The 24,361-nt window shown below is 73.7% G+C and carries 22 protein-coding genes and 2 tRNA genes; 16 read left to right on the top strand and 8 right to left on the bottom strand.

Annotated features, from left to right (window positions below; all coding sequences use genetic code 11):
- Nucleotides 1-28: 28 nt before the first annotated feature.
- The 6 genes from OEB99_RS06825 (at nucleotide 29) to OEB99_RS06800 (ending at nucleotide 7,077) form a co-directional block, all read left to right on the top strand.
- Entirely contained in the window at nucleotides 29-811 is a 783-nt protein-coding gene (locus OEB99_RS06825) for a fumarylacetoacetate hydrolase family protein (RefSeq protein WP_263509203.1), read from the top strand.
- An 88-nt stretch (nucleotides 812-899) separates the two neighbouring features.
- Nucleotides 900-2,429 (top strand): glutamate--tRNA ligase, encoded by a 1,530-nt coding sequence (gene gltX, locus OEB99_RS06820; RefSeq protein WP_263509202.1) that lies wholly within the window; start codon nucleotides 900-902, stop codon nucleotides 2,427-2,429.
- The gene (locus OEB99_RS06815; protein WP_263509201.1) at nucleotides 2,426-3,157 is read left to right on the top strand and encodes an HAD family hydrolase; all 732 of its coding nucleotides are present in this window, start codon (nucleotides 2,426-2,428) and stop codon (nucleotides 3,155-3,157) included. The genes gltX and OEB99_RS06815 overlap by 4 nt, the downstream gene beginning before the upstream one ends.
- A gap of 95 nt (nucleotides 3,158-3,252) precedes the next feature.
- Nucleotides 3,253-5,175 (top strand): alpha-amylase family protein, encoded by a 1,923-nt coding sequence (locus OEB99_RS06810; protein ID WP_263509200.1) that lies wholly within the window; start codon nucleotides 3,253-3,255, stop codon nucleotides 5,173-5,175.
- Nucleotides 5,176-5,269: 94 nt separating this feature from the next.
- Nucleotides 5,270-6,136, top strand: a complete 867-nt coding sequence (locus OEB99_RS06805) for a methylated-DNA--[protein]-cysteine S-methyltransferase (RefSeq protein WP_263509198.1) — start codon at nucleotides 5,270-5,272, stop codon at nucleotides 6,134-6,136.
- Nucleotides 6,133-7,077: a DMT family transporter gene (locus OEB99_RS06800; protein WP_263509197.1), complete on the top strand. Its 945-nt coding sequence runs from the start codon at nucleotides 6,133-6,135 to the stop codon at nucleotides 7,075-7,077. The genes OEB99_RS06805 and OEB99_RS06800 overlap by 4 nt, the downstream gene beginning before the upstream one ends.
- Before the next feature lie 48 nt (nucleotides 7,078-7,125).
- On the opposite strand, the gene OEB99_RS06795 is transcribed toward OEB99_RS06800, so the two are convergent.
- Entirely contained in the window at nucleotides 7,126-7,899 is a 774-nt protein-coding gene (locus tag OEB99_RS06795; protein ID WP_263509195.1) for a sulfite exporter TauE/SafE family protein, read from the bottom strand.
- Nucleotides 7,896-9,767, bottom strand: coding sequence for a gamma-glutamyltransferase family protein (locus OEB99_RS06790; protein ID WP_263509193.1), 1,872 nt, complete (start codon nucleotides 9,765-9,767; stop codon nucleotides 7,896-7,898). Before OEB99_RS06790 ends, OEB99_RS06795 begins: the two co-directional genes overlap by 4 nt.
- A gap of 158 nt (nucleotides 9,768-9,925) precedes the next feature.
- On the opposite strand from OEB99_RS06790, the gene OEB99_RS06785 reads away from it, so the two are divergent.
- Nucleotides 9,926-10,000: transfer RNA gene (locus tag OEB99_RS06785), tRNA-Gln, on the top strand.
- Nucleotides 10,001-10,098: 98 nt separating this feature from the next.
- Nucleotides 10,099-10,171, top strand: a tRNA-Glu gene (locus tag OEB99_RS06780).
- Between the two features lie 145 nt (nucleotides 10,172-10,316).
- Here OEB99_RS06780 and OEB99_RS06775 read toward each other — a convergent pair.
- Entirely contained in the window at nucleotides 10,317-10,844 is a 528-nt protein-coding gene (locus OEB99_RS06775; RefSeq protein WP_263509192.1) for a DUF4190 domain-containing protein, read from the bottom strand.
- Nucleotides 10,845-11,018: 174 nt separating this feature from the next.
- Nucleotides 11,019-11,738, bottom strand: coding sequence for an IclR family transcriptional regulator (locus OEB99_RS06770; RefSeq protein WP_263509190.1), 720 nt, complete (start codon nucleotides 11,736-11,738; stop codon nucleotides 11,019-11,021).
- Nucleotides 11,739-11,849: 111 nt separating this feature from the next.
- Here OEB99_RS06770 and leuC point away from each other — a divergent pair, with 111 nt between their 5' ends.
- Nucleotides 11,850-13,298, top strand: a complete 1,449-nt coding sequence (gene leuC / locus OEB99_RS06765) for a 3-isopropylmalate dehydratase large subunit (protein WP_263509189.1) — start codon at nucleotides 11,850-11,852, stop codon at nucleotides 13,296-13,298.
- A gap of 77 nt (nucleotides 13,299-13,375) precedes the next feature.
- On the top strand, nucleotides 13,376-14,032 hold the full coding sequence (leuD, locus tag OEB99_RS06760; RefSeq protein ID WP_263509188.1) for a 3-isopropylmalate dehydratase small subunit: 657 nt from the start codon (nucleotides 13,376-13,378) through the stop codon (nucleotides 14,030-14,032).
- A gap of 60 nt (nucleotides 14,033-14,092) precedes the next feature.
- On the opposite strand, the gene OEB99_RS06755 is transcribed toward leuD, so the two are convergent.
- Together OEB99_RS06755 and OEB99_RS06750 are read right to left on the bottom strand one after the other, a co-directional pair.
- The gene (locus OEB99_RS06755) at nucleotides 14,093-14,551 is read right to left on the bottom strand and encodes a VOC family protein (protein ID WP_263509187.1); all 459 of its coding nucleotides are present in this window, start codon (nucleotides 14,549-14,551) and stop codon (nucleotides 14,093-14,095) included.
- Nucleotides 14,552-14,618: 67 nt separating this feature from the next.
- The gene (locus OEB99_RS06750; protein WP_263509186.1) at nucleotides 14,619-15,512 is read right to left on the bottom strand and encodes an LLM class flavin-dependent oxidoreductase; all 894 of its coding nucleotides are present in this window, start codon (nucleotides 15,510-15,512) and stop codon (nucleotides 14,619-14,621) included.
- 135 nt (nucleotides 15,513-15,647) lie between these two features.
- Between OEB99_RS06750 and murA the strand changes: the two genes are divergently transcribed.
- The 3 genes from murA to OEB99_RS06735 are packed head-to-tail and all read left to right on the top strand — an operon-like array spanning nucleotide 15,648 to nucleotide 18,720.
- The gene (murA, locus tag OEB99_RS06745) at nucleotides 15,648-16,964 is read left to right on the top strand and encodes a UDP-N-acetylglucosamine 1-carboxyvinyltransferase (RefSeq protein WP_263509185.1); all 1,317 of its coding nucleotides are present in this window, start codon (nucleotides 15,648-15,650) and stop codon (nucleotides 16,962-16,964) included.
- 24 nt (nucleotides 16,965-16,988) lie between these two features.
- Entirely contained in the window at nucleotides 16,989-17,714 is a 726-nt protein-coding gene (locus OEB99_RS06740) for a lysophospholipid acyltransferase family protein (RefSeq protein WP_263509183.1), read from the top strand.
- Nucleotides 17,715-17,724: 10 nt separating this feature from the next.
- Complete coding sequence (locus tag OEB99_RS06735) at nucleotides 17,725-18,720, top strand: NAD(P)H-dependent glycerol-3-phosphate dehydrogenase (RefSeq protein WP_263509182.1); 996 nt, start codon at nucleotides 17,725-17,727, stop codon at nucleotides 18,718-18,720.
- A gap of 29 nt (nucleotides 18,721-18,749) precedes the next feature.
- Here the strand turns inward: OEB99_RS06735 and OEB99_RS06730 are convergent, their stop codons facing one another.
- Nucleotides 18,750-19,478 carry an AMIN-like domain-containing (lipo)protein gene (locus OEB99_RS06730; protein WP_263509181.1) on the bottom strand — a complete coding sequence of 243 codons (729 nt, stop codon included), beginning with the start codon at nucleotides 19,476-19,478 and terminating at the stop codon, nucleotides 18,750-18,752.
- A gap of 119 nt (nucleotides 19,479-19,597) precedes the next feature.
- A complete protein-coding gene (locus OEB99_RS06725) occupies nucleotides 19,598-20,743 on the bottom strand; it encodes a trans-sulfuration enzyme family protein (RefSeq protein WP_263509180.1) in 1,146 nt (381 codons plus the stop codon).
- Nucleotides 20,744-20,863: 120 nt separating this feature from the next.
- Between OEB99_RS06725 and OEB99_RS06720 the strand changes: the two genes are divergently transcribed.
- Genes OEB99_RS06720 through OEB99_RS06710 form a run of 3 tightly spaced genes read left to right on the top strand, consistent with a single transcriptional unit; the run spans nucleotide 20,864 to nucleotide 24,348 of the window.
- Complete coding sequence (locus OEB99_RS06720; protein WP_318011393.1) at nucleotides 20,864-21,607, top strand: alpha/beta fold hydrolase; 744 nt, start codon at nucleotides 20,864-20,866, stop codon at nucleotides 21,605-21,607.
- A 16-nt stretch (nucleotides 21,608-21,623) separates the two neighbouring features.
- On the top strand, nucleotides 21,624-23,165 hold the full coding sequence (locus OEB99_RS06715) for a Mur ligase family protein (RefSeq protein WP_263509178.1): 1,542 nt from the start codon (nucleotides 21,624-21,626) through the stop codon (nucleotides 23,163-23,165).
- A gap of 31 nt (nucleotides 23,166-23,196) precedes the next feature.
- Nucleotides 23,197-24,348, top strand: a complete 1,152-nt coding sequence (locus tag OEB99_RS06710; protein WP_263509177.1) for a D-alanine--D-alanine ligase family protein — start codon at nucleotides 23,197-23,199, stop codon at nucleotides 24,346-24,348.
- Nucleotides 24,349-24,361: the final 13 nt, after the last annotated feature.

Here is a 24,361-nt window from a genome sequence, read left to right as displayed (position 1 = left end):
CAGGCTACGTGCCCCGTAGGCTCGACCCATGCGGATCGCACGTTTCACCACCGGCGCCGACCCCCGTTTCGCGATGGTCCAGGGGGAGGGGGACGCCACTGAGCTGCACGTGCTCCGCGGCGACCCGCTGTACATGCCGGCCGAGCTGACCGGCCAGGTCGTCCCGATGAGCGACGAGGTGCGCCTGCTCGCGCCGGTCATCCCACGGTCGAAGATCGTCGGCGTCGGCCGGAACTACGCCGACCACGCGGCGGAGATGGGCAACGAGCTGCCGACCGCGCCGTTGCTGTTCTTCAAGCCGAACACGTCGGTGATCGGTCCGGACGACCCGATCCTGCTGCCGTCGTGGACGTCCGAGGTGCACCACGAGGCCGAGCTCGCCGTGGTGATCGGCAAGGTGACCAAGGACGTGTCGCCCGAGCGGGCGCTGGACCAGGTGTTCGGGTACACCGTGGGCAACGACGTCACGGCCCGCGACGCGCAGCGCTCCGACTCGCAGTGGCTGCGCGCGAAGGGCTTCGACTCCGCGTGCCCGCTCGGCCCGTACCTGGTGCCGGGTCTGGACGTGGAGGACCTCGGCGTCACCGCACGGGTCAACGGAGCGGTGCGTCAGGACGGCCGCACGTCGCAGCTGATCTTCGACGTCGCGTACCTGATCTCCTACGTCTCCGAGGTGTGCACGCTGCTCCCCGGGGACGTGATCCTCACCGGGACCCCGGCGGGAGTCGGGCCGATCGAGCACGGCGACGTGGTCGAGTGCGAGGTCGAGGAGATCGGGGTGCTGCGCAACCCGGTGCTGCGGCGCGACTGAGCGCCAGGCGGGGCCGCAGCGCGGCGTCCGCGCAGGCCGCCGACGGCCGGACGGCGGCGGGTGGGCACGGCACTAGGCTGGCGACACCATGACCAGCACCGCCACCACCAGCGTTCCCACGACCGAGGCGACCGGCTCGGACATCCGCGTCCGGTTCTGCCCCTCGCCGACCGGGACCCCGCACGTCGGGCTCATCCGCACCGCCCTGTTCAACTGGGCCTACGCCCGCCACGTCGGCGGCACCTTCGTGTTCCGGATCGAGGACACCGATCCCGAGCGCGACTCCCAGGAGTCCTACGAGCAGCTGCTCGACGCGCTGCGCTGGCTCGGCATGGACTGGGACGAGGGTGTCGAGCTGGGCGGGCCGTACGGGCCGTACCGCCAGTCCGAGCGCCTGGGCATCTACGCCGACGTCGCGCAGCGGCTGGTCGACGCGGGCTACGCCTACGAGTCGTTCTCCACCCCGGAGGAGATCGAGGCGCGCCACCGCGCTGCCGGGCGCGACCCGAAGCTCGGCTACGACGGCTTCGACCGCGACCTCACCGAGGAGCAGAAGGCCGCCTACCGCGCCGAGGGGCGCGAGCCGGTGCTGCGGATCCGGATGCCCGACACCGATGTGACCTTCACCGACCTGGTGCGCGGCGAGCTGACCTTCGCGGCCGGCTCGGTCCCGGACTACGTGATCGTGCGGGCCAACGGCCACCCGCTGTACACGCTGACCAACCCCGTCGACGACGCGCTGATGCACATCACGCACGTGCTGCGCGGCGAGGACCTGCTCTCCTCGACCCCACGCCAGGTGGTGCTCTGGCGGGCCCTGGTCGAGCTCGGGCTGACCGAGGCGGTGCCGGTGTTCGGCCACCTGCCGTACGTCATGGGCGAGGGCAACCGGAAGCTGTCCAAGCGCGACCCGGAGTCCAACCTCTTCCTGCACCGCGAGCGAGGCTTCACGCCGGAGGGGCTGCTGAACTACCTCGCGCTGCTCGGCTGGTCGATCGCACCGGACCGGGACGTGTTCAGCGTCGCCGAGATGGTCGCGGCCTTCGACGTCGCCGACGTCAACCCGAACCCGGCGCGGTTCGACCTGAAGAAGGCCGAGGCGATCAACGGCGACCACGTCCGGATGCTCGCCGCCGACGACTTCCGCGACCGGGTGGTGCCCTACCTGCACGCGGCCGGGCTGGTCGACGCCGCAGCGTTCGCCGAGCTCGGCGAGCGCGAGCAGGCGGTGCTCACGGCCGCGGCGCCCCTGGTCCAGGAGCGGATCGGGCTGCTCGGCGAGGCGGTCGGCATGCTCGGGTTCCTGCTCGTGGCCGACGATGCGCTCGTGGTCGAGGACGACGCGCGGGCCGCCGCCGTCAAGGGCGAGCCGGCGACGGCGCTGGACGCGTCGATCGGCGCGCTGGAGACCGTCGAGCCGTTCGAGGCGGGTCCGATCCAGGACGCGCTCGCCGCCGCACTGGTCGACGGGCTGGGCCTCAAGCCCCGGCTCGCCTACACGCCGCTGCGGGTCGCCGTCACGGGCCGCCGGGTCTCCCCGCCGCTGTTCGAGTCGATGGAGATCCTCGGGCGCGACGCGACCCTGGCCCGGCTGCGGGCCTTCCGCGCCTCGCTGTGACGACGGTCGACGGCGTCCTGCTGGACGTCGACGACACGCTCGTCGACACCCGGGCCGCGTTCGAGGCCGCGCTGGCGGAGGTCGCTCGCGTCTACCTGCCCGAGGTGGGCGAGGCCCGGCTCGCCGAGGTCGTGATGACCTGGCGGGCCGACTCGGGCGGCTGGTACCGGCGATACACGCGCGGCGAGGTCGGCTACGTCGAGCAGCGCCGGGCGCGGGCCAACGAGCTGCACGACCTGTTCGGCGGACCGGCGCTGGACGGTGACGGGTTCGCTCGCTGGGACGCGGTGTTCGAGGCCGCCTTCGAGGACGCCTGGCGCGCGCACGACGACGCGGTCGCCACGGTCGCTGCCCTGGTCGGCCGTGGTCTCGCGGTCGGTGCGCTGACCAACGCCGCGGTCGGCTACCAGACCCGCAAGCTCGAGCGCGCGGGGCTGGAGCAGGTGCCGGTGCTCGTCGGGATGGACACGTTGGGTGTCGGCAAGCCCGACGAGCGCGTCTTCCACGAGGCGTGCCGCCGGCTGGGCACCGATCCGGCGCGCACGGTGTACGTCGGCGACGAGCTGGACATCGACGCGGTCGCGGCCGTTCGCGCGGGTCTGGTCGGCGTCTGGCTCGACCGGCCGGGCACACGCCGGCACGTGGTGCCGGAGGCGGAGATCGCCGCGGCGCGGTCGGTCGGTGTCCACGTGGTCGCGACCCTCGACGCACTCGACGGCGTCGTCTGAACCTTCCCGGCGGCGGCCCGGGCAGCCGGCGATACGCTGGCAGGGCTTCCCATGGGTCCAGTGCCGTGCCCAGCTGCGGCAGCGAGGAGTCAACCGTGCAGAGCCTGTCCGTGGCGCAGATCTCCGACGTGCTCGAGGCCCTGTCGCCGGAGCGGCGCGAGACCCTCGAGGTGCGGCTCGAGCGCTGGTGGCCCGACGTGCACGCCGGCCTCAGCGCCGTGTACCGGCCCGACCAGGTCCCCGAGCTCGAGAGCCGGCTGCTGCGCGTCGTCGCGCGCGCGTTCGCCGAGCGCGGCCCCGAGCTCGCGCGGCTCGACCAGGCGAGGACCCTCGATCCCGGCTGGTTCCAGTCCGAGCAGATGATCGGCTACGCGTGCTACGCGGACCGGTTCGCCGGAACGCTGCAGGGCGTGCGGGAGCACATCGACTACCTCCGGGAGCTCGGCGTCACCTACCTGCACCTCATGCCGGTGCTCCAGCCGCGGGAGGGGGACAACGACGGTGGCTACGCGGTCGCCGACTACCGCCAGGTGCGCGCCGACCTCGGCTCCGTCGACGACCTGCGGTCGCTGGCCACCGACCTGCGCGAGAACGGGATCTCGCTGGTCGCGGACCTCGTGCTCAACCACGTGGCGCGCGAGCACGCCTGGGCCGCGGCCGCGCGCGCGGGGGACCAGCGGTACCGCGACTACTTCTACGTGCACCCCGACCGCACCGTCCCCGACGCGTTCGAGGCGACCCTGCCGGAGGTCTTCCCCGACTTCGCGCCCGGCAGCTTCACCTGGGACGACGACCTCGCCGGCTGGGTCTGGACGACGTTCAACTCCTGGCAGTGGGACGTCAACTGGTCGAACCCCGACGTGTTCGTCGAGTACGCGGACATCGTGCTGTTCCTCGCCTCGCTCGGCGTCGAGGTGGTCCGCCTGGACGCGATCGCCTTCGTCTGGAAGGAGCTGGGCACCAACTGCCAGAACCGGCCGCAGGTGCACGCGATCACGCAGGCGCTGCGGGCCCTGGTCCGGGTCGCCGCACCCGCGGTGATCTTCAAGGCGGAGGCGATCGTCGCGCCGCAGGACCTCGTGCACTACCTGGGTCAGGGTGCCCACCACGGCAAGGTCAGCGACCTCGCGTACCACAACAGCCTCATGGTGCAGGTGTGGTCCATGCTCGCCGCCCAGGACGTGCGGCTCGCGGTGCGGGCGCTGCAGGCGATGCCGCCCGTGCCGGCCTCCACCGCGTGGATCACCTACCTGCGCTGCCACGACGACATCGGGTGGGCGATCGACGACGCGGACGCGGCGGCGGTGGGTCTGGACGGCTTCGCGCACCGGGCGTTCCTGTCGGACTGGTACACCGGCGGGTACCCGACCTCACCCGCGACCGGGCTGGTCTTCCAGGCCAACCCGGCCACCGGGGACCGACGGGTCTCGGGCACGGCGGCAGCGCTCGTCGGCCTGGACCGTGCCGTGGCCGAGGGCGACCCGGGGGCGACCCAGAAGGCGATCGACCGGTTGCTGCTCGCCCACGCGATCGTGATGGGCTTCGGCGGCATCCCGGTGCTCTGGATGGGCGACGAGCTCGGCCTGCCGAACGACGACGCCTGGGCGTCGGAGCCGGGCCACGCGGACGACAACCGGTGGGTCCATCGACCGCGGATGCCGTGGGACGTCGCTGAGACGCGGCACACCCCGGGCGTCGTCCCGGAGCGGGTGTTCGCCGGTGTGCGGCACCTCGTGGACGTACGGCGCGCGACCGCGCACCTGGACGCCTCGGTGCCGGCCCGAGTGCTCGGCGCGTCGGACCCCGGTGTGCTCGCCGTCCTGCGCCGGCACCCGCTGGGTCCGTTCCTCGCGCTGTACAACATCACGGACGAGTGGCGGGCGTGGCCCGGGCACCGGCTGGTCGAGCTCGGGCTGGGGACCGCGCACGACCTGCTCTCCGGGCTGGACCTGGACGCCGGCGCGGACGGCAACGTCTGGCTCGCCCCGCTGGCCAGCCACTGGCTGGTCCGAGGGTGAGGCACCCTGACCTGGCGTTCCGTGGCCGGATCCTGGCGCAGGTTGGCCGGAACCGGAGTGCTGGGGGTCGGGGCCAGGCCGTAGCGTCGTCGCCATGACCAGCACCACCACCGAGGACCTGCGGACCGCAGTCGTCCTGGACGCCGCCCGTGCGATGGCCGAGGCCGGCGGACCGCTCCCGACCCCCGAGCTCGCCCGCCTCGCCGGCGTCTCCGAGCGCACCCTGCGCCGCGCCTTCACCGACCTGCTCGGGGTCGGCCCGCGGGCGTTCGGCCAGGCCGTGCGCACGGGCGCGGTGCGGGGTCTGCTCCGCGACGGTGCGCCGGTCACCGACGCGCTGCTCGGGGCCGGGTTCGGCTCGGTGCGGGCGTTCTACGAGACGGCCGGGGAGACGATGGGCATGCCGCCGAGCCGCTACGCCGCCGGCGCCCCGGGCGAGCAGCTCGGCTGGACCGCGGTCCGGACCGAGGTCGGCGTCGTGCTCGGGGTGGTCAGCCCGCGCGGGCTGTGCGCCGTGCGGATCGGACCCGAGGTCGGGCCGCTGCTCGACGACGTGCGTGCGGAGTTCCCCGGCGCGCTGCTGGACCGCGACGACGAGGGCCTGTCCGCGATCGGCGCGGCGCTCGGGGCGCTCGCCGCCGGTCACCCGGCGCCCGCGCTGCCGCTCGACGTGCGGGGCACGGCCTTCCAGGCCCGCGTGTGGGATGCGCTGACCCGCATCCCGCTCGGCGAGACCCGCACCTACGCCGAGCTCGCGGTCGAGGTCGGCCGGCCCACGGCGGTCCGAGCGGTGGCCGGTGCGTGCGCCCGCAACCGGCTCGCGCTGGTCGTGCCGTGCCATCGCGTGGTGCGCAGCGACGGCGGGCTCGGCGGGTACCGCTGGGGCCTCACCGTGAAGCGGGACCTGCTCGCCGCCGAGCACGCCTGGACGGCCGAGGACGACGTCGAGGTCGCCGGATGAGCGCGCCGGCCCGGGTCGGCGCGGCGACCACCGCACCACCGGCCCGCACCTGGCTGCCGCTCTACCTCGCGAACGCGCTGGTCTGGGGCTCGTCGTTCGGGTTCGTGCGAGCCGGCCTGACCGCGCTGAGCGCCGTGCAGGTCGCGTTCGGGCGGGTCGCGATCGGCGCGCTGACGCTGGGTCTGCTCGCCGTGGTGACCCGGACACGGCTGCCCCGCCGGCCGGAGCTGTGGAAGCACATCGTCGTCTACTCGGCGCTGCAGAACGCGGTGCCGCTGCTGCTGTTCGCGTTCGGCCAGCAGTTCGTGCCGTCGGTGCTCGCCGCGATCATCAACGCCGCGACGCCGCTGAGCACGTTGCTGTTCGTGATCGTCGCGTTCCCGGAGGAGCGGCCCACGCCCCGTCGGGTGGCGGGACTGCTGACCGGGTTCGTCGGCATCCTCGTGGTGCTCGGCGTGTGGCAGTCGTTCCCGGCGACGCAGTGGTACGGCGCGCTCGCGTGCCTGGCCGCGATCCTCTGCTACGGCGCCGCGCTGCCTTACGCACGTCGGCACATCGTCGGCGCGCCGGAGGGGCCGGTCGCGGTGACGACGGCACAGATCGGCTCGGCGGCGGTGCTGCTGCTCCCGGTGGTGCTGCTCACCGGCGTCACGCCGCACGGCGAGGTCACGGTCGGCGTCGGCGCTTCCATGATCGCGCTGGGCGCGCTCGGCACGGGTCTGGCGTTCGTGTGGATGAACCGGGTGATCGCTGCGGTCGGGTCGACCACGGCGAGCACGGTCACCTACCTCACCCCGATCGTGGCCGCCGTCATCGGGTTCCTGGTGTTCGACGAGCGGTTGTCCTGGAACGAGCCGCTGGGTGCGCTCGTCGTGATCGTGGGGATCGTCATCGCGCAGGGCGTGCCGCGCATCGCGCGTCCGGGGGCACGGACGTCCTGAGCGGACGTGCGTCGGCCCGTCGGCCCGGACACTCGGATCGGTGAGTCGTCAGCCCCACCAGAGCGCGGCGGCCGCAGCGAGCGCGGCGACCACGATCACGGCGCGCAGCACGGGTGCCGGGATCCGCCGTCCGATCCGCGCGCCCAGCGCGCCGCCGGTCGCCGAGCCGACGGCGACCAGGGCGGCGATCCGCCAGTCGACGAGCCCGCCGAGGATGAACACCACGGCTCCGACCACGTTCGCGGTGCCGGCCAGGACGTTCTTCGCGCCGTTGGCCCGTTGCAGGTCGGTGCTCCACGCGATGCCCAGCAGCGAGATGAGCACCACGCCCTGCGCCGCGCCGAAGTACCCGCCGTACACCCCGGTCGCCATGATGCCGAGCGCGAGGCCCACGGACAGCGGTGCGGTGGCCGGCTCGGCACCCGACTCGTGCTCGGCGTGGCGCCGGACCCAGCGCGCGACCCGTGGCTGCGCTGCGGCGAGCGCGGCGGCGACCACGAGCAGCCACGGCACCACCGCGGTGAAGGTGTCCGGCGGGGCCGCGACGACGAGCAGCGATCCCGCGATGCCGCCGACCGCCGACAGCGCGGCCATCCGGCCCACCTGGCCCCACGAGCCCACGAGCTCGCGCCGGTAGCCCCACGCACCGGTCACCGCACCGGGCACGAGGCCGACCGTGTTCGACGCGTTGGCGGTGAGTGGGGGGACGCCGAGCGCGACCAGCAGCGGGAAGGTCACCAGCGTTCCGGCGCCCACGATGGCGTTGACCGTCCCCGCGGCGAGGCCGGCGAGCAGGACCCCGACGAGCTCGATCGGCGTCATCGACCCACCGCGTAGGCCTGGGCGCCGCGGGAGGTCGCCGCGCCGCGCAGCAGGCCGTCGGGGCGGGTGCCGGCGGCGGACAGCCGCCCGAGCGACCAGGGGCCGGTGACGGTGAGGCGGTGGCCGCGGCGACGCAGCTCGGCGAGGACCTCGGGGCCGACCCGCTCCTCGATGTGCACGCCGAGCAGGTCGACCGTGCGAGGCTCGAACGACGCGACGTGGTGGGTGGTGTGCCACATCGGTGCGTCGATCGCGGCCTGCAGGCCCAGGCCGCCGCGCAGGTGGCGCAGCAGGAACGGGACCTGCCACTGGTCCTGCATGTCGCCGCCCGGGGTCCCGCAGGCGAGCTCGGGGACGCCGTCGCGCAGCACCAGGGTCGGCGAGAGTGTGGTGCGGGGCCGGCGACGAGGGCCGATCGAGGCCGGCAGTCCCTGCTCGAGCCAGAACATCTGGGCACGCGTCGGCAGCGCGAAGCCGAGTCCGGGCACCACGGGGCTGGACTGCAGCCACCCCCCGCTCGGTGTGACCGCCACGACGTTGCCCCACCGGTCGGCGACGTCGAGGTGGCAGGTGTCGCCGCGTGGTGGGGCAGCGGTGTCGTCGGCGGCGAAGGTGGGTTCGCCACGCGCGGTGGAGGTCCCGGAGCCGGGGTCACGGCCGGCCGGCCCGCCGAAGGTGGGTTCGCCGGTCGCGGTGGGCGTGCCGGACGGAGCGGTGCGGGGGTCGCCGAGCGCATCGGTGATCAGCCGTGGCAGGCGCGGCGCGCGACCGTCGGGGGAGCCGGGTCGCAGCTCGGCCGACGCCTCGTGCCCGATCAGTCGCCGACGCTCGTCGGCGTAGGCGGTGGAGAGCAGGGTGGCCAGCGGGACGTCCGTGTGGTCGGGGTCGCCGTACCAGGCGTCGCGGTCGGCCAGCGCGAGCTTCGCCGACTCCACGACGGTGTGCACCAGCTCGGCGCTGGTGGGTTCGGTGTCATCGAGGTCCATCCCGGCGAGCACGAGGAGCTGCTGCAGCAGCGCCGGGCCCTGGCCCCACGGACCGGTCTTGGCGATGGTCCGGCCGAGGACGTCCACGGTGACGGGCGCCTCCTCACGGACCCGCCAGGTCGCCAGGTCGTCGGCGGTGAGCAGACCGGCGTGCTCGGAGCCGGAGGAGTCCCAGGTGGCGATCCGCACCGAGGCGTCGATGCGCTCGGCGACGAAGCCCTCGTAGAACGCGCGACGCGCGGCCTCGATCTGGACCTCCCGGGCGCTGCCGGCTGCCTCGGCCTCGTGCAGCAGGCGCTCGAGCGTCGCGGCGAGGTCCAGGTTGGCGAACCGCTCGCCCGGTGCGGGTACCCGGCCGGCGGGCAGCCACACCCGGGCCGAGGTCGGCCAGTGCCGGGTGAACGTCCCGGACATCCGGCCGATCGTGGCCGACGCGGCCGGCAGCAGCGCGTGACCGCCCGCCGCATAGCCGATGGCCGGCTCGAGCACGTCGCGGAGCGTCCAGGAGCCGTAGCGGGCGAGCAGGTCCATCCAGGTGCCGAAGGCGCCCGGCACCACGGCGGCGAGCACGCCGGCGCCGGGCACGACGTCGAGACCCAGGTCGGTGAACGCGTCGGGGGTGGCCGCTGCGGGGGAGGTGCCCTGCCCGCAGAGCACGAACGGCTCGTCTCCCGCCCGGCAGCCGATCAGCGGTACGTCGCCGCCGAGCCCGTTGAGGTGCGGTTCGACCACGTGCAGCACGAGGCCGGCGGCGACCGCCGCGTCGAACGCGTTGCCGCCCCGCTCGAGCACGCCCATGCCGGTCGCGGACGCGAGCCAGTGGCTGGAGGCGACCATCCCCAGGGAGCCGAGCAGCTCGGGTCGGGTCGTCACGCCCGGCATCGTCGCACAGCTGTGAGGGCGGCTCCGACACGGAGGCGCAGGGGAGGCTCGGAGCGGGGCGTGCGGGCGGCCGTTTGGAGCCGTCGTCCGGCTCCGGTAGCATCGTGCGCCGGTAGTTCGCGTGGCGTCCCTCTCGGGAAGCCGAGCGGATACCCCGGTGGGGTATGGTGTAATTGGCAGCACGAGTGATTCTGGTTCACTTAGTCTAGGTTCGAGTCCTGGTACCCCAGCCATGGTCGTGACGGCGTCCCGTCGGTCCGACCAGCTGGTCAGCGGCATGCCGAAGATGCTGTATGGTTGTCCGCTGTCGCTCCCTTCGGGGAGTGTCCTGGCCCCCATCGTCTAGCGGCCTAGGACGCCGCCCTCTCACGGCGGTAGCAGGGGTTCAAATCCCCTTGGGGGTACATCAGACGAAGGCCCCGGTCCATCGGACCGGGGCCTTCGTCGTTGCCCTGACTGCCGTGTCCGACTGCCGTGTCCGACTGCCGTGTCCGACTGCCGTGCCTGACCGCCGTGCAGGCGCTCGACGCGGGCCCGGACGGGTTCCCCTCAGCTGCCGGGGAGACCCGCGGCGAAGCCGCTCAGGAACGCCAGCACTCCCAGGGCGATCCAGCCGACGGCGATCAGCGCGCCGGCGACGGCCATGCCGTGGCCACGCTGCCCGTTCTTCTTGATCTGCGACTCGGCGACGGCCGCGAAGATCACCGCGAGCAGCGAGACGCCGAGGATCCCGAGCACCAGGGCTGCCACGGCGAAGCCGTTCGTGGTGCCCGCCTTCGGGTTGCCGGGCACCTGGTAGCCCCACGTCTCGTACGAGGGCGTCGTGCCGAAGCGGGAGGCGCCGGGCGCGGGCTGGTACGGATAGGGCTGGGCCGCGTAGGCCTGCGGTGCGGGGTACGTCTGGGGTGCCGGCTGGCCGACGGGGGCCGCGTAGGGGTTCGTGGCCGGCGGGGTGTCCACGGCCTGGGGCTGCCAGCTGCTCACGGCCTGCTGACCGGTGGTCGTCGGCGGCTCCCAGACGGGGGCCGCGGAGCCGGCGGCTCCGGCCGGGCCGTACGGTTCGCGTGTCGCGCTCACGGTGGTTCCTCTCGTCGCACGGTCGGGGGTCCGTGCCGTCCAGGAGAGCCATCGCCACGTTGCCGCCGACGGATGAGGCCAAGTCACCTGGACGGCGCAGCACATTTCACCCGGGCGCGAGGAGGCCCTGGGGCCGGTCGCGAGGGTCGGTCGTGACCGCTCTCGCGGCCGGCGTCACTCGCCGGTGCGGCGCAGCACCTCGGTCAGCCGGTTCGCGGCGGCGACGACCGCACCGGCGTGCAGCCGGCCGGGCTGGCGGGTCAGTCGCTCGACGGGACCGGAGATCGACACGGCGGCGACGACCCGACCCGAGGACCCGCGGACCGGTGCCGACACCGACGCGACGCCCGGCTCGCGCTCGGCCACGGACTGCGCCCAGCCGCGGCGGCGCACGCCGGACAGGATCGTCGCGGTGAACCGCGCTCCCTGCAGGCCGCGGTGCAGGCGGTCCGGCTCCTCCCAGGCGAGCAGCACCTGGGCGGCCGATCCGGCCTGCATCGTCAGGGTCGCCCCGACCGGGATCGAGTCGCGCAGGCCCATCGGGCGCTCGGCGGCGGCGACGCAGATCCGCTGGTCGCCCTGGCGCCGGTAGAGCTGGGCGGACTCGCCGCAGTGGTCGCGCAGCGCGGCGAGCACGGGGTTGGCCGCGGCCAGCAACCGGTCCTCGCCGGCCGCCGTGGACAGCTCGCCGAGTCGCGGTCCGAGGATGAACCGGCCCTGCATGTCGCGGGCGACCAGACGATGGTGCTCGAGCGCAACGGCGAGACGATGTGCCGTCGGTCGGGCAAGATGGGTCGCAGCGACGAGCTGCGCGAGGGTCATCGGCCCCGCCTCGAGAGCACTGAGGACCGCGGCGGCCTTGTCCAGGACGCCGACTCCGCTAGAGTTGTCCATAGGTCGATATTGGCGTCTCGAAGGCTGAGATGCAAGTACAGGGCCCGATCGACCGGGACGCACCACCCCGACACCCCGCCATGCGCCGGATCGGGCAGGAGAGGACACGCGATGGGACGCACGCTCGCCGAGAAGGTCTGGGACGCACACGTCGTGCGCCGGGGCACCGACGGAGCTCCGGACCTGCTCTACATCGACCTGCACCTGATCCACGAGGTGACCAGCCCGCAGGCCTTCGAAGGTCTGCGCCTCGCCGGTCGCCCGGTGCGCCGGCCGGACCTGACGATCGCGACCGAGGACCACAACACCCCGACCCTCGACATCGACCTGCCGATCGCCGACCGGACCAGCCGGACGCAGATCGAGACGTTGCGCAACAACGTCAAGGAGTTCGGGGTCCGGATCCACTCGCTCGGCGACGCCGACCAGGGGATCGTGCACCAGGTCGGACCGCAGCTCGGCCTGACCCAGCCCGGCCTCACCGTGGTCTGCGGCGACTCGCACACCTCGACGCACGGCGCGTTCGGCGCGCTGGCGTTCGGGATCGGGACCAGCGAGGTCGAGCACGTCCTGGCCACCCAGACGCTGCCGCTCGCGCCGTTCAAGACGATGGCCATCACGGTCGACGGCACGCTGCCGAAGGGCACCACGAGCAAGGACATCATCCTGGCGGTGATCGCCAAGATCGGCACCGGCGGCGGCCAGGGCTACGTGCTCGAGTACCGCGGCGAGGCGATCCGTGCGCTGTCGATGGAGGCGCGCATGACGATCTGCAACATGTCGATCGAGGCGGGCGCCCGGGCGGGCATGATCGCGCCGGACCGGACCACGTTCGACTACCTCCAGGGCCGGCCGCACGCGCCGGAGGGCGCGGACTGGGACGCCGCGGTCGAGTACTGGTCGACGCTGCACACCGACGAGGACGCGGTGTTCGACGCCGAGGTCGTGCTCGAGGCGGCCGACCTGGAGCCGTTCGTCACGTGGGGCACGAACCCGGGCCAGGGGCTCCCGCTCAGCGGCAACGTCCCGGTGCCGGCCGAGATCCCGGACGAGAACGCGCGCATCGCCGCCGAGCGTGCCCTGGAGTACATGGGCCTGACGCCGGGCATGCCACTGCGCGAGATCGCCGTGGACACGGTGTTCATCGGCTCGTGCACCAACGGCCGGATCGAGGACCTGCGCTCGGTCGCGAAGCTGTTCAAGGACCGCACCAAGCACCCGGACGTGCGGGTTCTCGTGGTGCCGTCGTCGGCTCGGGTCCGGCTGCAGGCCGAGGCCGAGGGGCTGGACCGGATCTTCCTCGACTTCGGCGCCGAGTGGCGCAACGCGGGGTGCTCGATGTGCCTGGGCATGAACCCGGACCAGCTCAAGCCGGGGGAGCGCGCCGCGTCCACGTCGAACCGCAACTTCGAGGGCCGGCAGGGCAAGGGCGGCCGCACCCACCTCGTGTCGCCGCTCGTCGCCGCCGCGACCGCGATCCGCGGCACGTTGTCCTCGGTGGCCGACCTGGACGGCGTCGAGGCGCCGGACGGCAGCCCGCTCGAGCCCGCGACGGTCTGAGCCCGCGGCCCCGGCCGGACGCTCGACCGCTCAGTCACCACAGACCACCCGAGACCTGAACCGCCTGAGAGGCACCGATGGAGAAGTTCACCCAGCACACCGGCGTCGGGGTCCCGCTGCGTCGCAGCAACGTGGACACCGACCAGATCATCCCGGCGGTGTACCTCAAGCGGGTCACCCGCACCGGCTTCGAGGACGCGCTGTTCGCCGCGTGGCGGGGTGACCCGGACTTCGTGCTGAACCGCGACGCGTACACGGCGGGCTCGGTGCTGGTCGCGGGTCCGGACTTCGGCACCGGCTCGTCGCGTGAGCACGCCGTGTGGGCGCTCAAGGACTACGGCTTCCGTGCGGTGCTCTCCAGCCGGTTCGCGGACATCTTCCGCGGCAACTCGGGCAAGCAGGGCCTGCTCGCGGCGCAGCTCGCGCAGGACGACATCGAGCTCTTGTGGAAGATCCTGGAGACCGAGCCCGGCACCGAGGTCACGGTGGACCTCGACGCGCGCCAGGTGCGGTGCCGCGACGTCGTCGTCCCGTTCCAGGTGGACGACTACACCCGCTGGCGTCTCATGGAGGGTCTCGACGACATCGGCCTGACCATGCAGCACGAGGCCGAGATCAGCGAGTTCGAGCAGACCCGCGCGGCCTGGCGACCCACCACGCTGCCGGCCAAGCACCTGCCGCCGGTCGAGGTGGTGGCCGCTCGCCCGGTGCACGCGGACGACGCGCTGAGCTGAGCCGCTCCTGGGTCGCGCGCGGGCGCCGTGGCCGCCCCCGCGCGCACTCGGTGAGGGCGGTCAGCTGTCCGACCCCGCCGGCGGTGCCTCCTCGCTGTCCGCTGCGTCGGCGTGCATCCACGGTGTGTGGCTCACGCCCACCAGCAACCCCTCCGGGCTGAGCAGCCGTGACGTGGTCTGGCCCCACGGCTCCTCCGCGGCGCCGCGCAGGACCTGGTACCCGGCTGAGCCGAGCTCGACGACGGCCTCGGCGACCTCGGCCGGCGTCGCGACGTCCAGCTCGAGCCATGCCTGCGGTACAGGGTGCTCCGCCGGCCACGTCGACGTGCCGAAGACCGACTCGGCAGCCTGGTCCAGCGACCAGATGGCGAACGCCTTCGCGCCGGCGACCTGCTCCGAGTGGAAGTACGAGGGCGCGAGCTCGGTGAGCGGCAGCCCGAGCGCACCGACCCAGAACCGGTGCGAGTCGTCGACCGAGCGTGCGATCGGACCGAACCCGGCGATGAAGCTGACCTGCATGAGAACCTCCGTGGTGACGCAGCGGCGGACGGGGGGGCGGCGGCCCGCACCGGGACCGGTGGGCTGATCAGACGATCGGCGGGCGCTGGGCGATGCGGTCGAGGTGCGCCTCGACCGACGTGCTCGGCGACCAGTCCGCGTGCACCCACCAGGTGACGCCGGCCGCCTCGAGCTCGCGGGCGGCCTCCGCAGCGGCGGCGGAGTCCTGCGGGAGCGCCTGACCGAGCACCACCTCGTACGGACCTGACCGGCCGTCGGCGGACCGGAGCGCGCGGATCTCGGCGAGGACGTCGCGCACCATCGCGGCGTCCACCGGGTCGGCCGAGCGCAACCGCTGCAGCACGACCCCGTCCCAGCGCGCGGCGCGCGCGATCGACCGGCGGCTCGGCCAGGCGCCGACGACCCACACCGGCACATGGGGTCGCTGCACCGTGCCCGGCTCGAGCACGACGTCGCGCAGCTCGCTGTGGCGCCCGTGCACCGTCACCGGTCCACCGCCGGCCGCCGCGGCGAGCACCTCGAGGGCGTCGTCCAGCCGTTCGGCGCGCTCCCGGGTGGCGACCGGCCGCCGGTCCGGGTCGGTGGCCCCGGCGGCGCCGGTCGTCGACCCGGCCGCTCCTGCCGCGCCGGGGCCCACCCGGGAGTAGGCGGCGTCGTCGTCCACGCCGAGCCCGACCGGGAGCACCAGGCGGCCGCCCGAGAGGTGGTCCACGGTCTGCACCTGACGCGCCAGCGTCCACGGCTGGTGCCGCGCCGGTGCGAACACCATCGCACCCAGGCGCACCCGGGTCGTGCGCACGGCGACCGCCGCGAGCAGCGACCACGGGTCCCAGGTCACGTCGGCGCCGATCGACAGCGCGTCCCAGGTGAAGAAGCCGTCCCAGCCGTGCTGCTCGACCGCGACCGCCTGCTGCACCAGCAGCTCCGCAGACCCGAACGTCCCGACGTACCCGAACCTCATCGCCCACCCCTCGTGCTCGCGCCCACGCTAGGTGCCCGCTGTGACACGCCTGGGAGCCCGACGTGCACAGGACCTCCACGGGACCACGCCGAGCGCGACGTGAGAATCGGCTCGGCGTGCGCGACGATGGTCCCCATGCGTGACGTCCTCCAGGTCAACGGCGGTATCCCTCTGCACGGTGAGATCACCGTGCGCGGGGCGAAGAACTTCGTCTCGAAGGCGATGGTCGCCTCGCTGCTCGGCGACAGCCCGAGCGAGCTCCGCAACGTGCCGATGATCCGGGACGTCACCGTCGTCACCGAGCTGCTCGAGCTGCACGGCGTCAAGGTCGACCTCGACGAGGAGGCCGGCACCCTCCGGCTCGACCCGCGCAACGTCGAGCTCGCGCACGTCGCGGACATCGACGCGCACGCCGGCTCCAGCCGGATCCCGATCCTGTTCTGCGGCCCGCTGCTGCACCGGCTCGGCGAGGCCTTCATCCCGGACCTCGGCGGCTGCCGGATCGGCGACCGGCCGATCAACTACCACCTGGACATCCTTCGCCAGTTCGGCGCGGAGGTCGACAAGCTCGACCAGGGCATCGCGATCCGCGCGCCGCACGGTCTGATCGGCACCAAGGTGCGCCTGCCGTACCCGAGCGTCGGCGCCACCGAGCAGCTGCTGCTCACCGCGGTCCGGGCGGACGGCATCACCGAGCTGTCGAACGCGGCGATCGAGCCCGAGATCCTCGACCTGATCAACGTGCTGCAGAAGATGGGCGCGATCATCTCGGTCGACACCGACCGGGTGATCCGGATCGAGGGGGTCCCGCGGCTGTGCGGGTTCCGGCACACCTCGCTGCCGGACCGGATCGAGGCCGCGTCCTGGGCGTCGGCCGCCCTCGCCACGCGCGGCGACATCACGGTGCGCGGTGCCCACCAGCCCGAGATGACGACGTTCCTCAACGTGTTCCGCAAGGTCGGCGGCGAGTTCGACGTGCTCGACGACGGGATCCGGTTCTGGCACCCGGGCGGCGACCTGCGCTCGATCGTGCTCGAGACCGACGTCCACCCGGGCTTCATGACCGACTGGCAGCAGCCGCTCGTGGTCGCGCTGACCCAGGCGAAGGGCCTGTCGATCGTGCACGAGACGGTCTACGAGAACCGGTTCGGGTTCGCGGACGCGCTGATCGGCATGGGCGCGAACATCCAGGTCTACCGCGAGTGCCTCGGCGGTCACCCGTGCCGGTTCGGGCAGCGGAACTTCTACCACTCGGCGGTGATCTCCGGCCCGACCCCGCTCGAGGCCGCCGACATCGAGGTCCCGGACCTGCGCGGCGGGTTCAGCCACCTCATCGCAGCCCTCGCGGCCAAGGGCCAGTCGAACGTCGCCGGGATCGGCATCATCGATCGGGGCTACGAGCACTTCCGGGACAAGCTCAGCGCCCTCGGCGCCGAGTTCCGGATGCTCTGAGCACCCACAGGTAGCATCGGCGCCGTGCCGGCCCCGTCGCGTGCATCGCGCGCCTACGTCAACCTCGCCCGAGTGGTGCGGACCTTCCTGCTGTCCTCGACCCGTCGGGACTGGCACGGTGCGGAGCACCTCGCCCAACCGGGCGGGTTCATCGCCGTGGGCAACCACGCCACGAACATCGACCCGCTGACGTTCGCGCACTACCTGTGGGACAACGGCGTCGCCCCCCGGATCATGGCGAAGGACTCGCTGTGGAAGATCCCCGTGCTGCGCAGCATGCTCACCGCGACCGGTCAGATCCCGGTCTCGCGGGGTGCCGCGTCGGCGGGCGAGTCGCTCAAGGCGGCCGAGCAGGCCCTCGCGAGCGGTGAGTGCGTCGTGGTCTTCCCCGAGGGCACGTTGACCCGCGAGCCGGACCTGTGGCCCATGCAGGGCAAGACGGGCGTGGCCCGCCTCGCGCTGGCGACCCGGGCCCCCGTCGTCCCGATCGCGCAGTGGGGCGCGCACCGCCTGCTCGGTCGCTACCGCAAGCTGCTCAAGCCGATCCCGCGCAAGACCATCACCGTGGTCGCCGGCCCGCCGGTCGACCTGAGCGACCTGTACGACAAGCCCGTCGACGGCACCGTGCTCCGCGTGGCGACCGACCGGATCATGGACGCGGTCACGCACCAGCTCGAGCAGATCCGGGGCGAGCAGGCGCCGGCCGAGCGGTTCGTCTGGCGCAAGGGGATGCCGGAGCCCGGCCGGTGAGGGTCGTCGGGTGAAGGTCGCAGTGCTCGGTGCCGGTTCGTGGGGCACCACGTTCTCGGCGGTGCTCGCCGAGGCCGGGAACGACGTGGTGCTCTGGGCGCGTCGCGCGGAGGTCGCCGAGGCGGTGAACACGACGCGGACGAGCCCCTACGTCGACGGTCTCGTCCTGCCCGAGGCGATCCGCGCGACGACCGATCCGCGCGACGCGGTGCGTGGCGCCGCCCTGGTCGCGGTCGCAGTGCCGGCCCAGTCCGCGCGCCGGACGCTCGCTCCGTTCGCCGGGCTGCTGGAGCCGGACGCCGTCGTGCTGTCCCTGATGAAGGGTGTCGAGCTCGCGACCGACCAGCGGATGAGCCAGGTGCTCGTCGAGGTGCTCGGCGTGCCGACCGAGAAGGTGGCCGTGCTGTCCGGGCCGAACCTCGCACGTGAGATCGCCGAGCACCAGCCCGCGGCCACGGTCGTCGCGGCGGCCGACGAGGAGCTCGCCCGGTGGATCACCGAGGTCTGCGCGACCGTGTGGTTCCGGCCGTACACCAACACCGACCTCATCGGCGTCGAGCTGTGCGGGGCCGCCAAGAACGTCATCGCGATCGGCATCGGCGCCGCCCAGGGGCTCGGCTACGGCGACAACACCACCGCGACCCTGATCACCCGCGGCCTCGCGGAGATCACCCGGCTGGGGCTGGCGCTCGGCGCCGACGCGGAGACCTTCGCGGGCCTGGCCGGCATCGGCGACCTGTTCGCGACCTGCGACTCGCCGTTGTCCCGGAACCATCAGCTCGGTCGTCGGATCGGCGAGGGGATGGACCTGGCGGCAGCGCTCGAGGCCACGCCGGGTACCGCCGAGGGAGTCAAGACCGCCCTGTCGGTGCTCGACCTCGCGCGGCGCAGCGGCGTCGACATGCCGATCACCGCGGCCGTGGTCGCGGTGCTGCACGAGGGGCGACCGGTCGAGGAGATGGGCCAGCTGCTGCTCGCCCGCCCGCACAAGGCCGACGGGGTCTGAGGGCCGCCCGGACCCGATCCGGAGCCCGGCTAGGACCCGAGCCGGTCGCGCACCTCGATGACGATCCGGGACGGGTCGCTCATGCCGTAGGCCCGGAACGGCTCGCGGCCACCGTCGACGCCGATGAACAGCTGCAGCTCGCCCTCGAAGATCGAGGACAGCACCGCCTCGGTGACCACGGCGGTCCCGGCCGCGGAGACCTTCTGGGGGCCGTCGTACGGGTTCTCGCCGGACTCGGGGTAGGCGACCGGCTGGAGCAGCACCTGGAGCACCGCATCGCCCTCGACGTCCACCACGATGCCGCTCGGGTCGCCGAGCGCACGGTCGACGTAGCCGACGTCCCACGCCGGGATGTCGGGGCCGTCGAGCTGGATCACGACCCGGTCGAAGCCGTCCTGGGCGGAGACCCGGATGTCCACGAGGCTGCCGACGTCCGACCCGGTCCCGTTGCCGGTGTCGTCGGCGGTGTCGGCCCGGAACGGGGGAGCGTCGCCGCCGTCGTCCACCGGCGTCGAGGGGCTCGTGCTCGGGCTGAGGCTCGGGGTGGGGCTCCCGCTCGTCGTGCCGGTCGTCGGGGTGCTCGGGGTCGTGCCAGGCGTGCCGGTGGCGCTCGAGGCGGATGTCGTCGCGGCGGTCGAGCCCTCCGCGGTCGACGAGCTCGGTGTCAGCCCCGCGGTGGGGTCGAGCGTGCAGGAGGCGGTTCCGAGACCGATCCCGAGCACGGCCACCAGCACGGCGGCGCGGCGCGCTCGCACCATCGAGGCGTCCCCTTTCGACGGCCCTGATCGTACGCGGCAGGGCTCCGCCGTGCGGTCGCCATGCCGTGCTGCTGCCGTGCTTGCTGCCGTGCTTGCTGCCGTGCTGCTGCCGTGCTGCCTCAGCCCAGGCCGTCGAGCGCCTGGGCGAGATCCGCCCAGAGGTCCTCCACGTCCTCGATGCCGACGCTGAGCCGCAGGAGGTCCTCGGGCACGGTCTCGGCCTCGGTGGCGAACCGGCGCCGCCGCTCGAGCATCGACTCCACACCGCCGAGACTCGTCGCCGGCACCCACAGCCGTACCGCGTCGACGACGGCGTCGGCGGCTGCGACACCGCCCCTGGGCCGCAGACCCAGCACCGAGCCGAAGCCGTCGAGCAGCCGGGCGGCCCGCTCGTGCCCGGGGTCCGTGGGCAGGCTCGGGTGGCGGACCTCCACGACCGAGGGATGCGCGGCGAGGCGTGCCGCGAGCACGGCCGCGGACGCCTGGGACCGTTCGACCCGCAACGCGAGGGTCCGGAGCCCACGCAGCGCGAGCCACGCCTCCCAGGGCCCGGCGATCGCCCCGTGCAGCGTGCGATGGGCGTGCAGCCGGGCCCGCAGGTCGGGGTCCGACGTGACCAGCGCACCGAGCACCAGGTCGGAGTGCCCCGCGAGGTACTTGGTCACCGAGTGCACCACGAGGTCCGCGCCGTGCTCGAGCGGACGCTGCGCGATCGGGGTCGCGAACGTGTTGTCCACCGCGACCGGCGTGCCGGCCTCGTGCGCGCCGGCCACCAGGGCGGGCAGGTCGGCGACCTCGAGCATCGGGTTGGTCGGCGACTCGAGCCACAGCAGGTCGGTGGGCTCCGCGCGGACGGCCGCGAGGGTCGCCTCGGTGTCGGCGACGTCCACCGGGACCGCGCGCAGCCCCGTGCGAGCCGCGAGGTCGGCGGCGAGCACACCGGTGAGCTGGTACGCGTGACGGGGCAGCACCACCCGGCCACCCGGCGGCACGAGGGACAGCGCGGCGTCGATCGCGGCCATCCCGGACGACAGCACGAGCCCCGGCAGCGCGGCGTCCTCCAGCGTCCCGAGCGCCGCCTCGAGATCGGACCAGGTCGGGTTGGCAGCGCGCCCGTACAGCGGCTCGTCGCCGGTCGGCACCCCGCTGGAGACGAAGGTCGAGCTGAGGACGACGGGCGGGCTCAGTGCGGCACCGCGCTCGTGGGTGGGGCGGCCGGCGGTCACCGCGAGGGTCGCGCGGGACAGGGGGGTCGACGGGTTCACGGTCGCAGCCTAGGTCGCCGCCGTGTCGGCACCGTGTCGCCGCCACGTCGCCGCCACGTCGCCGCCACGTCGCGGCCCGGACACGAGGTCCCGGGCCGCCCCGGTGTAGCCTTCACCGTCGTGCTGACGGCCCTGGCTGACGACCTCCTGGCCGACCGGATCGGTCGGCCGGCCTCCGAGGTGCTCGCACTGCACGGCTGGATGCGCAGCGGAGCGGACTTCGCCCCCGTCGTGGCGGGAGAGGACGCCCTGGCGGTCCACTTCCCCGGGTTCGGCATCACGCCTGAACCGCCTGCGGTGTGGGGGAGCACGGAGTACGCCGACCAGCTGGCCGGCGCGCTCGCCGGCACCGGCCCCTACACCGTGGTGGGCCACTCGTTCGGCGGACGGGTCGCGGTCCGGCTCGCGGTCCGGCACCCCGAGCTGGTGCGGTCGCTGGTCCTGACCGGCGCGCCGCTCGTGCGCGCGACCCCTCCGCCCACGCCGGCGCTGCGGCTCAGGCTGGCCAAGCGCCTGGTCGGCTGGCACCTGGTCCCGGAGTCCGTCGTGGAGCGGATCCGCCGCAACGCGGGGTCCGACGACTACCGCGCGCTGCAGGGCCGCATGCGGGAGATCTTCGTGCGGGTCGTCAACGAGGACTACCGCGAGGACCTGGCCCGGATCTCCGTGCCGACCACCTTCGTCTGGGGCGAGCTCGACGACCAGGCACCGCTCGCCGGTGCTCGGCTGGCCGCCTCGCTCGTGCCCGGCGCCGGGCTCGAGGTGGTCCCCAGCGGCGGTCACCTGCTGACCGGTCCGGTCGCCCGTGCGGTCGCCGCGGCACTGGCCGCCCACCTCGACACCGACCGCGGGAGCACCGCATGACCCGGACGGACCTCGCATGAGCCTCACCGACCTCGCCGTGCTCGTCGTGGTGGTCGCCGCGACGGCCGTCGGCGGCCTGCGCTGGCTGCGTGTGTGCCAGCGCGAGCACTACCTGCCCGGCCGCGCGACCGTGATCGCGCGGCTCTGGTTCACCCGGTCCGCCGAGGATGCGACGGGGGTGCTGGTCTCCGCCGCACTCGCCCTGGTCGCGCTCGTGCCGTTCTCGCGGGCGTGGCTCGCTGCCGTGCTCGCAGCGGCGCTCGGCGCACTCGTGCCGCGTGGCCTGTCGGTGCGCGGCCGTACGTCGGCGCTCGCGTGGACCGGGCGGCTGCGCCGGCTCGCGATCGGATGGGCGGTGGTCGTCCTCGCCATCGGTGCGCTGCTCTGGTTGCTGATCGGCGTCCGCGCGACCGCGCTCGTGGCCGTGACGGTCCCGTTCACGGTGGACCTGGCGGCCGCGGTGATGGGCGCGGTGGAGAAGCGCCTCTCGGCGCCGTTCGTCGCGAAGGCCCAGCAGCGGCTGTCCCGCGTGCGTCCGACCGTGGTCGCGATCACCGGCTCCTACGGCAAGACCTCGACGAAGGGCTACGTCGCGCACGTCCTGGGCGGCGCGCGCTCGGTGGTCGCGTCGCCGGCGAGCTTCAACAACCGGCTCGGCCTGTCGCGTGCGGTCAACGACGCCCTGGTGGACGGGACCGAGGTGTTCGTCGCCGAGATGGGTACGTACGGCCCCGGTGAGATCCGCGAGCTGTGCGGGCTGTTCCCACCGGACATCGCCGCGATCACGACGATCGGCGAGGCGCACCTGGAGCGGATGCGCTCCACGGACGTGATCCTCGCGGCCAAGTCGGAGATCACCGAGCGGGCCCGTGCCGTGGTGCTCCCCGTCGACGAACCCGGGCTGGCCGCGCTCGCCGAGCGCTGCCGCGAGCAGGGCAAGCGGGTGGTGACCTGCACGGTCGCCGGCGCCGACGCGGACGTCCGGGTCGACCTCGTCGCCGCGACGGCGACGGTGCCGGGGCCGGACGGCCCGGTCGAGCTCGACCTCGGCGAAGGCGTCGCGCACGGGGTCAACCTCGCGATCGCGCTCGGCATCGCGACGGTCCTCGACGTCGACCCTGCAGCGCTCCGGCCGCGGCTCGCCGCCCTGCCCCGTGCCGCGCACCGTGCCGAGGTCCAGCGGACCGCGGAGGGCCTCACCGTGGTCGACGACACCTACAACGCGAACCCGGTCGGCGCGCGGGCCGCGCTCGTCGAGTCCGCGGCGATCGTGGGGGACGAGGGACGCCTCGTGCTCGTCACGCCGGGGATGGTCGAGCTCGGCCCCGTGCAGCGTGAGCGGAACGCGGCGCTCGGCACCGAGGCCGCCGTGCTCGGGGCGCACGTCGTCATCGTCGGGCGCACGAACCGTGCCGCTCTGCTCGAGGGCGTGCGTGCCGGCGGCGGCACCTACGACGTGGTCGACCGCCGTGAGCAAGGTGTCGCCGTGGCGACCCGGGTCGCCGGCCCGAAGGGCGTCATACTGTACGAGAACGACCTGCCCGATCACTATCCGTGAGTCGGGACCCCCGACCCGCGAGGTAGCAAACGTGTCTGCAAGCCCGTCCGACAGCCGCTGGGCCGTGGTCTTCGGGGGGCCGTCCCCCGAGCACGAGATCTCGATCCTCACGGGTCTGCAGGCCGAGCGGGTGCTGACCGGCGCCGGCCAGGACGTGCTCGCGCTGTACTGGGCGCCGACCGGGGGCTGGTTCCTCGTCCCGCCCGGCACCGAGGCCAAGGACTACCTCGAGGGTGCGCCGTCCGGGTCCAAGCCGGTGGACGTCCGTCTCGGCGCCGACGCCGGCCTGTACGTCAAGGGGCGGCTGCGCAGCGAGCGGATCGAGCCGACCGCGGCGCTGTCCTGCCTGCACGGCGGTCTCGGTGAGGGCGGTGGCTACGCGGGCCTGATGGCGCTGCTCGGCATCCGGACCACCGGCGGGTCGCTGTACGCGTCGGCGCTCGGCATGGACAAGCTCGCGTTCGGCGCCGTGATGGCATCGGCGGGGATCCCGACGCTGCCGAGGGTCGCGCTCGAGCCGGACGTGGACCCGCCGTTCGACGGGCCGTACATCGTCAAGCCGCGCTTCGGTGGCTCTTCGATCGGCATCGAGATCGTCGACGACCTCGCGACCGCCCGGGTGGTGGCCAGGTCGAGCGCGCACCTGCGCGCCGGCGCCGTCGTGGAGCCGTTCCGCCGCGACCTGGTGGACCTCAACATCTCGTTCCGCACCGCGCCGGCGCTCGAGGTGTCCGACCTCGAGCGGCCGCTGCGGCGTCCGGACGGCGCGGTCTACTCCTACGACGAGAAGTACCTCGCCGGCGGCGCCGGGGAGGCCGGGCTCTCGTCCGCGCCGCGCGAGCTGCCCGCCCAGGTGCCGGACGAGGTCGCCCGGCGCGCGGCCGAGCTCGCCCGCCGGGTCGCGGTGGTCACCGGCCTCACCGGCGTGGTGCGTCTGGACTTCCTGTACGACGAGTCCTCGGGCGAGCTCGTGGTGAACGAGGTGAACTCGGTGCCGGGTGCGCTCTCGCTCTACCTGTGGGCGCCCAAGCACCCGGCGTCCGAGGTGCTGCTCGACGCGCTGCGCGAGGCGCGCGACGCGCCCGTGGTGGGTGCCCCGAGCGGGTTCGGCTCCGGTGCGGCGCTGCGTGCGGCGGGTGGGATCGCGGGCAAGCTCGTGGGCCTGGACGGGCCGCGGCTGTAGCGAGGACCGCGAC

It is taken from the genome of Actinotalea endophytica (assembly GCF_025717005.1).
Lineage (GTDB): Bacteria > Actinomycetota > Actinomycetes > Actinomycetales > Cellulomonadaceae > Actinotalea.
This window is presented reverse-complemented; position numbering and strand designations above follow the sequence as displayed.

Excerpts from the sequence above, each read along its gene's own strand:
- murA (WP_263509185.1), top strand. The coding sequence starts at position 15,648 with ATGCGTGACGTCCTCCAGGTCAACGGCGGTATCCCTCTGCACGGTGAG.
- OEB99_RS06715 (WP_263509178.1), top strand. The coding sequence starts at position 21,624 with ATGAGCCTCACCGACCTCGCCGTGCTCGTCGTGGTGGTCGCCGCGACG.
- OEB99_RS06800 (WP_263509197.1), top strand. The coding sequence starts at position 6,133 with ATGAGCGCGCCGGCCCGGGTCGGCGCGGCGACCACCGCACCACCGGCC.
- OEB99_RS06805 (WP_263509198.1), top strand. The coding sequence starts at position 5,270 with ATGACCAGCACCACCACCGAGGACCTGCGGACCGCAGTCGTCCTGGAC.
- OEB99_RS06770 (WP_263509190.1), bottom strand. The coding sequence starts at position 11,738 with ATGGACAACTCTAGCGGAGTCGGCGTCCTGGACAAGGCCGCCGCGGTC.
- OEB99_RS06825 (WP_263509203.1), top strand. The coding sequence starts at position 29 with ATGCGGATCGCACGTTTCACCACCGGCGCCGACCCCCGTTTCGCGATG.
- OEB99_RS06750 (WP_263509186.1), bottom strand. The coding sequence starts at position 15,512 with ATGAGGTTCGGGTACGTCGGGACGTTCGGGTCTGCGGAGCTGCTGGTG.
- OEB99_RS06790 (WP_263509193.1), bottom strand. The coding sequence starts at position 9,767 with ATGCCGGGCGTGACGACCCGACCCGAGCTGCTCGGCTCCCTGGGGATG.
- leuD (WP_263509188.1), top strand. The coding sequence starts at position 13,376 with ATGGAGAAGTTCACCCAGCACACCGGCGTCGGGGTCCCGCTGCGTCGC.
- OEB99_RS06730 (WP_263509181.1), bottom strand. The coding sequence starts at position 19,478 with ATGGTGCGAGCGCGCCGCGCCGCCGTGCTGGTGGCCGTGCTCGGGATC.
- leuC (WP_263509189.1), top strand. The coding sequence starts at position 11,850 with ATGGGACGCACGCTCGCCGAGAAGGTCTGGGACGCACACGTCGTGCGC.
- gltX (WP_263509202.1), top strand. The coding sequence starts at position 900 with ATGACCAGCACCGCCACCACCAGCGTTCCCACGACCGAGGCGACCGGC.
- OEB99_RS06795 (WP_263509195.1), bottom strand. The coding sequence starts at position 7,899 with ATGACGCCGATCGAGCTCGTCGGGGTCCTGCTCGCCGGCCTCGCCGCG.
- OEB99_RS06755 (WP_263509187.1), bottom strand. The coding sequence starts at position 14,551 with ATGCAGGTCAGCTTCATCGCCGGGTTCGGTCCGATCGCACGCTCGGTC.